At 67.4% G+C, this 13375-nt stretch carries 11 protein-coding genes and 2 pseudogenes; all 13 read left to right on the top strand.

Translation table 11 applies throughout. The features are described from left to right. Positions 1 to 262 (top strand): annotated as a pseudogene (locus ACQKDV_RS14235) (hypothetical protein); the annotation flags it as partial. Between the two features lie 97 nt (positions 263 to 359). Beyond that, positions 360 to 914, top strand: coding sequence for a ribosome recycling factor (frr, locus tag ACQKDV_RS14230; RefSeq protein WP_427784500.1), 555 nt, complete (start codon positions 360 to 362; stop codon positions 912 to 914). 5 nt (positions 915 to 919) lie between these two features. Further along, complete coding sequence (gene uppS / locus ACQKDV_RS14225) at positions 920 to 1687, top strand: polyprenyl diphosphate synthase (RefSeq protein WP_427784499.1); 768 nt, start codon at positions 920 to 922, stop codon at positions 1685 to 1687. Further along, on the top strand, positions 1684 to 2520 hold the full coding sequence (locus tag ACQKDV_RS14220) for a phosphatidate cytidylyltransferase (protein WP_427784498.1): 837 nt from the start codon (positions 1684 to 1686) through the stop codon (positions 2518 to 2520). Before uppS ends, ACQKDV_RS14220 begins: the two co-directional genes overlap by 4 nt. Positions 2521 to 2522: 2 nt before the next feature. Next, positions 2523 to 3713, top strand: coding sequence for a 1-deoxy-D-xylulose-5-phosphate reductoisomerase (locus ACQKDV_RS14215; protein ID WP_427784497.1), 1191 nt, complete (start codon positions 2523 to 2525; stop codon positions 3711 to 3713). 55 nt (positions 3714 to 3768) lie between these two features. Continuing rightward, the gene (gene rseP / locus ACQKDV_RS14210) at positions 3769 to 5127 is read left to right on the top strand and encodes an RIP metalloprotease RseP (RefSeq protein ID WP_427784496.1); all 1359 of its coding nucleotides are present in this window, start codon (positions 3769 to 3771) and stop codon (positions 5125 to 5127) included. A 74-nt stretch (positions 5128 to 5201) separates the two neighbouring features. Beyond that, positions 5202 to 7625, top strand: a complete 2424-nt coding sequence (gene bamA / locus ACQKDV_RS14205) for an outer membrane protein assembly factor BamA (RefSeq protein WP_427784495.1) — start codon at positions 5202 to 5204, stop codon at positions 7623 to 7625. Between the two features lie 451 nt (positions 7626 to 8076). Then, the gene (lpxD, locus tag ACQKDV_RS14200; protein WP_427784493.1) at positions 8077 to 9099 is read left to right on the top strand and encodes a UDP-3-O-(3-hydroxymyristoyl)glucosamine N-acyltransferase; all 1023 of its coding nucleotides are present in this window, start codon (positions 8077 to 8079) and stop codon (positions 9097 to 9099) included. Then, a complete protein-coding gene (gene fabZ / locus ACQKDV_RS14195; RefSeq protein ID WP_006426901.1) occupies positions 9096 to 9554 on the top strand; it encodes a 3-hydroxyacyl-ACP dehydratase FabZ in 459 nt (152 codons plus the stop codon). The genes lpxD and fabZ overlap by 4 nt, the downstream gene beginning before the upstream one ends. A gap of 16 nt (positions 9555 to 9570) precedes the next feature. Beyond that, positions 9571 to 10362, top strand: coding sequence for an acyl-ACP--UDP-N-acetylglucosamine O-acyltransferase (lpxA, locus tag ACQKDV_RS14190; RefSeq protein ID WP_427784492.1), 792 nt, complete (start codon positions 9571 to 9573; stop codon positions 10360 to 10362). Positions 10363 to 10415: 53 nt separating this feature from the next. Continuing rightward, entirely contained in the window at positions 10416 to 11618 is a 1203-nt protein-coding gene (lpxB, locus tag ACQKDV_RS14185; protein ID WP_427784502.1) for a lipid-A-disaccharide synthase, read from the top strand. Further along, positions 11615 to 12286: a ribonuclease HII gene (locus ACQKDV_RS14180; RefSeq protein ID WP_427784490.1), complete on the top strand. Its 672-nt coding sequence runs from the start codon at positions 11615 to 11617 to the stop codon at positions 12284 to 12286. The genes lpxB and ACQKDV_RS14180 overlap by 4 nt, the downstream gene beginning before the upstream one ends. 277 nt (positions 12287 to 12563) lie before the next feature. After that, positions 12564 to 13319: pseudogene (locus ACQKDV_RS14175) on the top strand (PHP domain-containing protein); the annotation flags it as partial. Positions 13320 to 13375: the final 56 nt, after the last annotated feature.

Raw genomic sequence — 13375 nt, 5'->3', positions numbered from 1 at the left:
AGCCACAGCAATGGGCGGAAGCGGGCGTACTCGGCGGGCGATGCGGGGGTGTCGGCACAGCGATGCGGTCCGCTTCGACAGCCTGAGCTACGACGAAGTGATCCGCCGCGGCCTGGAAGTGATGGACACGGCCGCCTTCGCCCTGGCCCGTGACAGCGACCTGCCGATGCGCGTATTCGACATGGGCCAGCCGGGCGAGCTGCTGAAGATCCTCGGCGGCGCCAACATCGGCACCCTGGTCCAGGGCCGCGACCCGGCCTGAGCCTGAGCGCCAGGCGTGCCCCGGGCCGATCCAGGCCCGGCAGCGTCCCGTATTCGCCTATAATCGCCCGATTCCAGTTACATCCAGGACCCGGGCGATGCTCAACGACATCAAGAACAACGCGCAGACGCGCATGGCCAAGAGCATCGACGCTCTGAAGCACACCCTCACCTCGATCCGCACCGGGCGTGCCACTCCCGCCCTGCTGGACCGCGTCACGGTCAATGCCTACGGCAACGCCAGCACCCCGCTGAACCAGGTCGCGTCGATCTCCAACGCCGATGCCCACTCGCTGCTGGTCACGCCCTTCGACAAGAGCATGATCAAGGAAATCGAGAAGGGCCTGTACATCCACGAGTTCACCCCGAACACGCTGGGTGCGGCGATCCGCATCAACATGCCGCCGCCGACCGAAGAGCGCCGCAAGGAGCTGGTCAAGCAGGTGCAGAAGGAAGGCGAAGGCGCCAAGATCGCCGTGCGCAACATCCGCCAGGATGCCAACAAGGAAATCGCCAAGCTGGTCAAGGACAAGGCCATCAGCGAAGACGAGAAGAAGCGCGGCGAAGACGATATCCAGAAGCTGACCGACGGCAGCATCAAGGACGTCGACAAGGTCGTCGCCGAAAAGGAAAAGGAACTGTTGTCGGTCTGAAGTCGATGCCTTCAGTCCCGCCTCCATTGCCGGCCGCCCTGCCCCGCCACGTCGCCATCATCATGGACGGCAACGGGCGCTGGGCACAGCAGCGCCGCCGACCACGCGTGATCGGCCACCGTGCCGGCGCGCGCGCGGTCAACCGCACCATCGACCGTTGCCTTGAACTGGGCATTCCGGCGCTGACCCTGTTCGCGTTTTCCAGCGAGAACTGGGGCCGCCCGCAGGAAGAAGTCGATGCCCTGATGAAGCTGTTCCTGGGCGCCCTCGACCGTGAAGTGGACGAGCTGCACCGGCGCGGCGTGCGCGTGCGCTTCATCGGCGAGCGCGAGCGCTTCGGCGCCGGGCTGGTCAGCCGCATGCAGCTGGCCGAACAGCGCACCGCCGACAACACCACCCTGACCCTGTCGATCGCCGCCAGCTACGGCGGGCGCCAGGACATCGCCCGCGCCGCCCGTACGCTGGCCGCGGAAGTGGCCGCTGGCCGCCTGCTGCCCGAGCAGATAGACGAATCGCTGCTGGGCCGCCAGGTTGCCCTGGCCGACCTGCCGCCGCCGGACCTGTTCATCCGCACCGGTGGCGATACCCGCATAAGCAACTTCCTGCTGTGGCAGCTGGCGTATACCGAACTGTGGTTCACCGAGGCACTGTGGCCGGATTTCGATTCCGAGCAGCTGCAGCAGGCGCTGGACGCCTACGCCAGCCGTGAGCGCCGCTTCGGCCTGACCAGCGCCCAGATCGCCGCTCTGGCCACCGAGATGCCCAGCCCATGACCAAAACCCGAGTCCTCGCCGCGCTGATCATGGCGCCGGTGGCCATTGCCGCGATCCTGCTGCTGCCCACCCAGTGGCTGGCTGCCGCCGCCGCCGCCGTGTTCCTGATCGGCCTGTGGGAATGGCTGAAGCTGGCCGGCATCGAAGATACCCTGGCCCGTACCGTGCTGCTGGTGCTGAACCTGCTGCTGATGGTGCTGATGGTGTGGGCCGACGGCAGTTCGCTGGTGCTGTTCCAGATCGCCACCCTGGTGGGTGTTGCCTGGTGGCTGGCCGCGCTGGTCTGGCTGCGCTTCTTCACATTCGGCGCGCAGCCGGGCAGCCCGGCACGCATCCTCAAGCTGCTGGCCGGCACCCTGGCCATCGTTCCGGCCTGGGCCTCGCTGGTGCTGATCCATGCCGGCGGCGATCCGCCGGGCGAGCAGGGCCACCTGTGGCTGCTGGCCGCGCTGGCGCTGGTCTGGGCGGCCGATTCGGGCGCCTATTTCGCCGGCCGCCATTTCGGCAGGCACAAGCTGGCCCCGCGCATCAGCCCCAACAAGACCTGGGAAGGCCTGTTCGGCGGCCTGCTGGCGGGCGTCGCCGTGGCCGTTGGCCTGGGCTGGCTGGCCGGCGTCGACGTCGCCCACCTGCCCGGCCTGCTGGTCACCTCGGTGGTGGCCGTGTTCGCTTCGGTGCTGGGCGATCTGTACGAGAGCCTGATCAAGCGCCATGCCGGCGCCAAGGATTCGGGCCATCTCATTCCCGGCCACGGTGGCGTGCTCGACCGTATCGACGGCGTGCTGGCGGCTCTGCCGGTGTTCGCGCTGGGCAAGGAAATCTTCGGATTCTGACCATGGAAGCTGCTGCAGACCTGCGCCAGGTCGCCGTGTTCGGCGCCACTGGCTCCATCGGTGCCTCCACCCTGGACGTGATCGCACGCCACCCGCAGCGCTACCGGGCGACCGTGCTTGCCGCCGGCCGCCAGGTGGAGGCCCTGCTGGAACTGTGCCGCCGGCACCGCCCCGCGCATGCGGTCATCGCCGATGACAGCCTGTACGCCCCCCTGCGCGATGGGCTGCGCGACGCCGGTCTGGCCACCGAGGCGCATGCCGGTGCCGCCGCGCTGGACCAGCTGGCCGCCAGCGACGTCTGTGACACCGTGGTGGCCGCCATCGTCGGTGCCGCCGGGCTGTCCTCGACCTTGGCCGCCGCCGCCGCCGGCAAGCGCATCCTGCTGGCCAACAAGGAATCACTGGTGCTGGCCGGCGAGCTGCTGACCCGCACCGCCGAACGCGCCGGCGCCGAAATCATCCCCATCGACAGCGAACACAGCGCGATCTTCCAGTGCCTGCGCTCGCGCGATGCCAGCCTCAACGGGGCCGGCGTACGCCGCATCCTGCTGACCGCCTCCGGCGGCCCGTTCCGTGGCCGCCGCCGCGCCGAACTGGAACAGGTGACCCCGGCCCAGGCCGTGGCCCACCCGAAGTGGTCCATGGGCCCGAAGATCTCGGTCGATTCGGCGACGTTGATGAACAAGGGCCTGGAAGTGATCGAGGCGCACCACCTGTTCAAGGTGCCCGGCGAGCGCATCGAGGTGCTGGTCCATCCGCAGAGCCTGGTCCATTCGCTGGTCGAGTTCGTCGACGGCTCCACCCTGGCCCAGCTGGGCCTGCCGGACATGCGCACCACCCTGGCCGTCGGCCTGGGCTGGCCGCAGCGCATCGAATCGGGCGTGTCCGGGCTGGACCTGCTGGCCCAGGGCCGGCTCGATTTCGAAGCCCCCGACACCGACGCATTCCCCTGCCTGGCACTGGCCTGGCAGGCCATGCAGGCCGGCGGCACCGCCCCGGCGGTACTGAATGCGGCCAATGAAGAGGCCGTTTCAGCGTTTCTTCAGGGCCGGATCGGTTTCCTGAGCATTCCGGCGCTGGTTGCTAACGCGCTTTCAACACTGCCGAACGAAGCAGCCGATACACTGGACGGCCTGTTGTCCGCCGACCAGCGGGCCCGCCAACTGACCCTCGCCGCCATCGACGCCGCCTGAACGCCACGCCCTTACCGCATGACGCCACCGCCTTCGCCCACCGCCGTGAGCCTGCATGACTGACTTCATCGGATCGGTCTGGTGGATGATCGTCAGCCTCGGGCTGCTGGTCACCTTCCACGAGTTCGGGCATTACTGGGTCGGGCGCCTGTGCGGGGTCAAGGTGCTGCGCTTCTCGGTGGGCTTCGGCCGTACCCTGTGGTCGCGCCGCGACAGGCATGGCACCGAGTTCGCCATCGCTGCGCTGCCGCTGGGCGGCTATGTGAAGTTCCTCGATGAACGCGAGGTCGAGGTGCACCCGCAGGAGCGCGGGCAGGCCTTCAACCACAAGACGGTCTGGCAGCGCATCGCCATCGTCGCTGCCGGCCCGGTCGCCAACCTGCTGCTGTGCATCCTGCTGCTGTGGGCGATGTTCGTGATCGGCAAGCAGGATTATTCGGCCACCATCGGCCGCACCACCGGCATTGCCGCCAGCGCCGGCCTGGCCGGGGGCGACCGCGTGCTGCGCGTGGATGACCGCGAGGTCGTCACTCTGGGCGATGCCAGCATGGCCCTGACCGCTGCAGCGATGGACCGGCGCGACGTGACCCTGGAAGTGCTCGACGGCAGTGGCCAGGTGCGCAAGCGCACACTGCCCCTCTCGCAGCTGCCGGCCGGCTTCGATGAACGCCGCGTGCCGAGCCTGGCCGGCCTGCAGTGGCAGGCGTGGCTGCAGCCGGCGCAGGTGGACAGCCTGACCGCCGATTCGGCCGTGGCCGGCCTGCTGCAGCCCGGCGACGTGATCGTCGCCATCGACGGCCAGCGCATCGACGGTGCCGACCAGGTCGGTGCCCAGATCCAGGACCTGGGCCGCCGCGGCGGGCCGGGCATGATCGAAGTGATCCGCGGTGGCGAGCGCCTGGCACTGGAAATGACCCCGCGCCAGGGAAAGGATGGCCAGGGCAAGCCGGTCTGGCAGATCGGCGTCGGCTTCTCCGGCACCTTCAGCCCCGCCTACGACACCCTGATGCGCTACGGCACGCTGGACGCGGTCACCGTGGCCGTGCGCGAAACCGGCCGACTGGCCTCCGATTCGCTGGGCATGATGGCCCGCATCATCACCGGCAAGGCCTCGCTGCAGAACGTTTCCGGCCCGGTCACCATTGCCCGCGTGGCCAATGTTTCGGCCAAGCGCGGCCTTGACTGGTTCCTGCAGTTCCTGGCCCTGCTGTCGCTGAGCCTGTGCATCATCAACCTGCTGCCCATTCCCATCTTGGACGGCGGGCACCTGCTGTATTACCTTATTGAGTTGGTCAAGGGCAGCCCGCTGAGCGAGCGTGCCATCGCCGCCGGTCAGTACATCGGCCTGGCGTTGCTGGCCGGGTTGATGGGTCTGGCGTTCTACAACGACATCCTCGGCCTGGCCACGCGATGAACTTTTCCACGTTTTTGGCGTCTACAGCGCCGGCATCCCGTACCACTGAAATCGACCTTCCTACCGGACGTGACATGACGCGACTCCCCAATCGCCGCCTGCTGGCCCTCGCCCTCGCCGCCGTCACCGGCGCTCCCGCCCTGGCCCAGGCAGCCGAGCCCTTCACTGTCAGCGACATCCGCGTCGACGGTCTGCAGCGCATCAGTTCCGGTACGGTGTTCACCTACCTGCCGGTGGAACGTGGCGAGACGGTCACCGACAGCAAGGTCGGCGAGACCATCCGCGCCCTCTACAAGACCGGCTTCTTCGAAGACGTGCAGCTGGACCGCCAGGGCAGCATCCTGGTGGTCACCGTCAAGGAACGCCCGGCCATCAACAAGCTGACCGTCACCGGCAACAAGGACATCAAGTCCGACCAGCTGCTCAAGGGCCTGTCCGACATCGGCCTGACCGAGGGCGGCACGTTCGACCGGCTGAGTCTGGACCGCGTGACCCAGGAACTGCGCCGCCAATACAACGACCGTGGCAAGTACAACGTGGAAATCACCCCGACGGTGAGCCCGCTGGACCGTAACCGCGTGGACATCGCCATCGCCATCAAGGAAGGCAAGGCGGCCAAGATCCGTCACGTCAACCTGGTCGGCACCGAGAAGTACGACAGCGCGGACATCCTGGAAACCTGGGAATCGAAGGAGCACAACTGGGCGTCGTGGTACCGCCGCGATGACCAGTACTCCAAGGAAAAGCTGTCCGGCGATCTGGAAAAGCTCAATTCCTGGTACCTCAACCGCGGCTACGTGGACTTCAGCATCGACTCCACCCAGGTCTCGATCAGCCCGGACAAGCGCGACATGTTCGTGACCGCCGGCGTGACCGAGGGCAACCAGTACAAGATTTCCGAGATCAAGGTCAGCGGCGACACCATCCTCCCGCAGGAAGATGTCGAGCGCATGGTCGTGCAGAAGGCCGGCGACACCTTCTCGCGTGGCCTGCTGGAGTTCAGCTCCGACGCGATCACCAATTCGCTGTCCAACATCGGCTACGCCTTCGCCAAGGTGAACCCGATCCCGACCACCAACCGTGCCGAGCAGACCGTCGCGGTGAACATGCAGGTCGTCCCCGGCCCGCGCGTGTCGGTGCGCAGGATCATCTTCAAGGGCAATACCCGTACCTCCGACGAAGTGATGCGTCGCGAAATGCGCCAGTTCGAGAACAGCTGGTACTCGCAGGCGGCCATCGACCGTTCCAAGGTGCGCCTGCAGCGCCTGGGCTACTTCGAGTCGGTGGACGTTGAAACCCCGCCGGTCAGCGGCAGCAACGACCAGGTCGACGTGGTCTACAACGTCAAGGAAACCACGTCGGGCAGCTTCGTGTTCGGCCTGGGCTATTCGCAGTCCTACGGCATGACCACCTCGGTGCAGCTGTCGCAGAACAATTTCCTCGGCGGCGGCAACCGCGTGTCGGTGGAAGCCTCGCGCAGCAGCTACCTGCAGCGCTACGGCTTCAGCTACACCAACCCGTACTTCACCGATGACGGCGTCTCGCTGGGCTACAACCTGTCCTGGCGCGAACTGGACTACTCCGACTTCAACACCGCGCAGTACAACAGCACCAATGGTTCGGCGCAGGTGGTGTTCGGCGTGCCGCTCACCGAGACCGACAGCATCTCGCTGATGTTCGGCATCGACAGCAACCAGATTTCCGTCTATCAGGGTGCGACGCCGCAGTCGATCATCGATTACATCGATGCCATCGGCACGCGTACGTTCCATGCCTGGCGCACCGAGCTGGGCTGGGCGCGTGATTCGCGCAACGACTACTTCATGCCGACCAATGGCACCTACCAGCGCATCGGCCTGGAGACCACCCTGCCCGGGTCCACCGTCGAGTACTACAAGCTGAACTACCAGATCAGCAAGTACTGGCCGATCATCCCGTCGCTGGTGATCAACACCCGCGCAGAAATCGGCTACGGCGACAGCTACGGCAAGGATTACACCCGCGACCTCTGCTACACCGCGCCGACCACCGCCAACCCGAACCCCACGCAGACCGTCGACTGCAACCCCAGCTCCTCGGATTACGTGAAGACGGTGACCGCCACGGGCCTGCCGTTCTACGAGAACTTCTATGCCGGTGGTACCAACTCGGTGCGTGGCTTCGAGGACAACACCCTCGGCCCGCGCTCGGAGATCATGAGCGGTTACTCCAACGGTCAGCCGCTGGGCGGTTCGGTAAAGGCCGTCGGTTCGGTGGAAGCCTACTTCCCGCGCCTGTTCGACAGCCCGTCGGCCCGCGTGTCGGCCTTCGTCGACTTCGGCAACGTCTACAACGGCACCAAGAACTTCAAGGCCAACGAACTGCGCGTGTCCACCGGTGTGGCCCTGCTGTGGCGCGCCCCGGTCGGCCCGATCTCGATCAGCTACGCGTTCCCGCTGAAGAAGAAGGACGGCGACGAAATCGAACGCCTGCAGTTCACCTTCGGCGGGCAATTCTGACAAACCGCGTGGCGGTTCGCCAGAACTGCCCGCGCATTTCACCTATCCCCGCGCCGTTACGCATGCCATCCATGGCATGCGCCCTTCGGGCCGTTGCATCGCAACGTTGGGAATCGCTCCTGCGATTCCCAGGGGCGCGCCCCCCTTAACAGAAGGGGGGCTCTCCACCAGACGGGTTACGAAGCGCCGGGCTCCGCCCGGCGCTTTCGTTTGTGGTACCGCGTTCACACGCGGTGAGCCGAGCACGGCTCGGCTCTACAGAGGCTTCGAATGCTGGCCGCCCGCAGGACGTGTCCAGAGGCGGCGGGTGGCCCTGGGCAGGACCGTTGGCGCCATGGAGGGGATTTCGCGTGTCCTGACCAGGGCCACCCGCCGCCTCCCGCCGATAGCAGACAGGCGCCACAGAATGCCTCCGCATGACCGGATTGGCGTCACACGTTAAACTCCCGCCGTGAATACTCCTACCTACACCGCCCAGCAACTCGCCGATCAGTTCGGTCTGCAGGTCCATGGCGACCCTGCCACCACCATCAGTGGCGTGGCGACCCTCGCCCATGCCGGTGCCGGCCAGCTGACCTTCCTTGCCAACCCGCGCTACCGCGCCCAGCTGGCCGACAGCCACGCCGGCATCGTGGTGCTGCGTGCCGAAGATGCCGAGGCCGCGCCCGGCACCGCCCTGGTCGCCAAGGACCCCTACACCACTTTTGCCAAGATCGGCGCGCTGTTCGACATCGCCCCGACCCGCCCGCCGGGCATCCACCCCAGCGCGGTCATCGACCCGCAGGCCGATGTGGCCGCCAGCGCCCACATCGGCCCGTTCGTCACCATCGGTGCGCGCAGCGTGGTCGGTGAGAACTGCATCATCGGCGCCGGCAGCATCATCGGCGAGGACTGCACCCTCGACAGCGGCTGTGAACTGATCGCCCGGGTGACCCTGGTCACCCGCGTGAAGCTCGGCAAGCGCGTACGCGTGCATCCCGGTGCCGTGCTCGGCGCCGATGGCTTCGGCCTGGCGATGGATGCCGGCAAATGGATCAAGGTGCCGCAGCTCGGTGGCGTACGCATCGGCGACGACTGCGAGATCGGCGCCAACACCTGCGTTGACCGCGGCGCGCTGGAAGACACCGTGCTGGCCGAAGACGTGCGCCTGGACAACCTGGTGCAGATCGCGCACAACGTGCAGATCGGCGCCCATTCGGCCATCGCCGGCTGCACCGGCATCGCCGGCAGCGCCAAGATCGGCCGCTACTGCCTGCTGGGCGGCCACGTCGGCGTGGTCGGCCACCTCGAAATCTGCGACAAGGTCGTGATCACCGGCAAATCGGTGGTCCGCAATTCCATCCATGAGCCGGGCGAGTATTCGTCCGGCACCCCGTTGACCGACAACCGCACGTGGCGCAAGAACGCCGCGCGCTTCAAGCAGCTGGACGCATTGGCTCGCCGCGTCCTCGCTGCTGGCAAGGAGAAAGAATGAACGACACGCTGCAGCTTCCGATCGACGTCTGCCAGATCCAGGAACTGCTCCCGCACCGTTACCCGTTCCTGCTGGTCGACCGGGTGCTTGAACTCGACATCGAGGCCAAGCGCATCCTGGCGCAGAAGAACGTCAGCATCAACGAGCCCTTCTTCCAGGGCCATTTCCCCGGCCGGCCGATCATGCCGGGCGTGCTGATCATCGAAGCCCTGGCCCAGGCCGGTGGCGTGATGACCCAGCTCACCCTGGGCCGCGATTCGCAGTCCACGCTGTTCTACATGGTCAAGGTGGAAAACGCCCGCTTCAACAAGCAGGTGGTGCCCGGCGATGTGCTGATGCTGGATGTGCAGATGAAGCGCCTGATCCGCAACATGGGCTGGTACTACGGCGAAGCCAAGGTCAACGGTGAAGTCGTTGCCTCGGCCGAAGTCATGTGTGCCGGCGCCAAGGGCTGATCCACTGGAGGCAGCAATGACAGGCAACGCTCCCCTGATCCATCCCACCGCGGTGATCGATCCGTCGGCACGACTGGCCGACGACGTCCGCGTGGGCGCGTTCACGATCATCGGGCCGGAGGTCGAGATCGGCACCGGCACCGAGGTCGGTCCGCACTGCAGCATCCACGGCCCGACCCGGATCGGCCGTGACAACCGTTTCATCGGCCATGTCGCCGTCGGCGGCGAGCCGCAGGACAAGAAGTTCGCCGGCGAACGCACCGAGCTGGTGATCGGCGACCGCAACGTGTTCCGCGAATTCGTCACGCTCAACCGTGGCACCGGCGGTGGCGGCGGCATCACCACCATCGGCAATGACAACTGGATGCTGGCCTACACGCACGTGGCCCACGACTGCCACGTGGGCAACTTCTGCGTGTTCTCCAACAACACCACACTGGCCGGGCATGTCACCGTCGGCGACTACGTGATCATCAGCGGTTTCGCCGGTGCCCACCAGTTCTGCCGTATCGGTGCCCATGCCTTCCTTGGCATGGGCGCGCTGACCAACGGTGACGTTCCGCCGTTCACCATGGTCGGTACCGATTCGCTGGGCCGCCCGCGCGGCATCAACAGCGAAGGCCTCAAGCGCCGTGGCTTCGATGCCGAGCGCATCACCGCCATCAAGCGTGCCTACCGCACCCTGTACGTGGCTGGCCTGCCGCTGGCCGAAGCCAAGCAGCAGCTGGCCGAGCAGGCGCAGGCCAGCGATGATGTCCGGGCCATGCTGGACTTCATCGAGCACACCGAGAGGCACCTGCTGCGATGAGCAGCGCGACCGGCCAGGCGCCGGCCGGCGCCGCCGTCATCCCACTGTCCTCGATGGCCGGCAGCGTGCCGGCGCAGCGGGTGCTCAGCGAGCGCCCGCGGCGGATCGCGCTGGTGGCCGGCGAAGCCTCCGGCGACCTGCTCGGTGCAGGCCTGATGCGTGAGCTGAAGGCCCGCTTCCCGCATGCCGAATTCGCCGGCATCGGCGGCGATTCCATGCGCACCGCCGGCTGCCAGACCTGGCACGATGCCAGCGAACTGGCAGTGATGGGCCTGACCGAAGTGCTGCGCCACCTGCCACGCCTGCTGAAGCTGCGCTCGGCCTTCCGCGAGCGTGCGCTGGCATGGCAGCCGGACGTGTTCATCGGCATCGATGCCCCGGATTTCAACCTGGGCATCGAACGCTGGCTGAAGCAGCGTGGCATTCCCACCGTGCACTACGTCAGCCCCTCGGTCTGGGCCTGGCGCGAGAAGCGCGCCGAGAAGATCGGCAGCAGCGCCGATCTGGTGCTGTGCCTGTTCCCGATGGAACCGCCCATCTATGCCAAGCACGGCATCGATGCGCGGTTTGTCGGCCACCCGATGGCCGATGACATTCCGCTGCACGGTGACCGTGGCGCCGCCCGTGCCGCACTCGGCCTGCCCGCCTCGGCCAAGGTTCTGGCGGTGCTGCCGGGCAGCCGCCTGGGCGAGATCTCGCGCCTGGGCGAACCGTTCTTCGAAGCGGCCTGGCAGGTCTCCGAGCGCATCCCCGGCCTGCACGTGGTGGTGCCGGCGGCCAATGCCGCCTGCCGCCGCCTGATCGAGGAACAGTTGTCCCGCTCGGCACTGCCGGTGGCGTACTCGCATGTCCTCGACGGCCAGGCCCGCACGGCGATGATCGCCGCCGACGTGGTGGTGCTGGCCTCCGGCACTGCCACCCTGGAGGCCATGCTGGTGAAGCGGCCGATGGTGGTCGGTTACCGGGTCAACGAACTGACCTACCGGCTGGTGAAGGCGCTGGGCCTGATCAAGGTGGATCGTTTCGCCCTGCCCAACATCCTCGCCGCGCAGGATCTGGCACCGGAACTGATGCAGCACGACTGCACCCCGGACAAGCTGGCGGCGGCCATCCAGCAGTGGTTCGACCACCCGCAGCGCAGCGCCGACCTGCAGGGCACCTACGAGCGCCTGCACGAACGCCTGCGCCGCAATGCCTCGGCCCGCGCCGCCGACGCGGTGGGCGAGCTGCTGGTGCGCAACCAGGGCGCGGCATGAGCCGTCGTTCTGCAGCGGCGGCCAGCTTGGCCCTGTTCGACAGCGCGGCCGTGGTCGATCCCGAGCGCCTGGTGGCGGGCGTGGACGAAGCCGGGCGCGGCCCGCTGGCCGGCCCGGTGGCCGTGGCCGCCGTGGTGTTCGACCCGGCGCGGCCACGCATCAACGGCCTGGACGATTCCAAGCAGCTGACCGCCGCGCGCCGCGAGCAGCTGCACGACCGCATCATCGAACGGGCGCTGGCCTGGAAGGTGGTGCTGGTGGACGTGAACGCCATTGATCGCTTGAACATCTACCAGGCCACCCTGCAGGGCATGCGCGATGTGGTGGCGGCCGTCGCCCACGTGGCCGGCTTCGCCCGCATCGATGGCAACGTGGTGCCCAAGGGCCTGGTGCTGCCGGCCCAGGCGCTGGTGGGCGGCGATGGCATCGACCGCGCGATCATGGCCGCCTCGATCCTGGCCAAGGTGTCGCGCGACCGCTACATGCAGGACCTGCACGCGCGGCACCCGCAATATGGTTTCGACCAGCACAAGGGCTACGGCACCCCGGCCCATCTGGCCGCGCTGCGCGCGCATGGCCCCTGTGACGAACACCGGCGCAGCTTCGCCCCGGTACGCGAGTGCCTGGAAGTGCCGCAGGTTGTGGCCGCCGACATCGCGATTGCCTGAATCGCCTGAACGCTCGCTGCAGACCATCTCGGGAAGAGTCCCCCTGAGTCAGGGGGATGCGCCGACGGCGCGGGGGTCTGGAAGCATGGTGAGACGGGGCCCGCGGTTCGCATGCGAACCGTGGGAAGCGATAGCGCGAATGCGAAATCGCGTACCGTCAAGAGCTTGTCGCCACCCCCTGCCCTCGCTACCCTGACCGGGCACTCCAGCGCTTCCCGACCCCGGCGACGGTTCTCCCGTCAGCACCCGGGGCCCGCGCGCTCCAACCTGGTCCAGCATGTCCAACGCCCGCTTCGTACATCTCCACGTCCACACCGAGTTCTCGCTGGCGGACTCGACCATCCGCGTGCCGGCCAAGCCGGACCAGGCGGACCCGAAGAAGGCCAAGCAGGCCAACCTGCTGTCGCGCTCGGTTGAACTCGGCCTGCCTGCGCTGGCGGTGACCGACCTGAACAACCTGTTCGCGCTGGTCAAGTTCTACAAGGCCGCCGAAGGCGTGGGCATCAAGCCCATTGCCGGCGCCGACGTGATGGTCGCCGAGGAAGGCCAGGACCCGTGGCGGATGACCCTGCTGTGCCGCGACCGCGAGGGCTACCTGAGCCTGTCGCGCTTGCTGACCCGCGCATGGATGGAAGGCCACCGCCCGGAAGGCGGCGTGGCCATCCACCCGGACTGGCTGAAGGCCGGCAATGCGAACCTGTTCGCCCTGGCCGGCCGTGACAGCCTGGCCGGGCGCCTGGCGCTGGACGGCAAGCACGACCTGGCCGAGCAGCAGCTGGCCGACTGGCAGCGCGCGTTCGGCGACGGCCTGCATCTGGAACTGACCCGCACCGGCCGCGAAGGCGAGGAAACCTTCAACCGCTTCGCGCTGATGGCCGCCGGCCAGCGCGGCCTGCCGGTGGTGGCCAGCAATGACGTGCGCTTCCTGGCGCCGACCGATTTCAGCGCGCACGAAGCGCGCGTGTGCATTTCCACCGGCCGCGTGCTGGACGACCCCAAGCGCCCGCGCGAGTACAGCGACCAGCAGTACCTGTAGCTGGATCTGGCCGACGAAGTGGCGGTGGCGGTAGACCACGCCCTTGGGCACAC

Source organism: Stenotrophomonas sp. NPDC077659 (genome assembly GCF_050268705.1).
Lineage (GTDB): Bacteria > Pseudomonadota > Gammaproteobacteria > Xanthomonadales > Xanthomonadaceae > Stenotrophomonas.
Note: the sequence above shows the minus strand (reverse complement) of the source record. Positions and strands in the feature narration are given on the sequence as shown.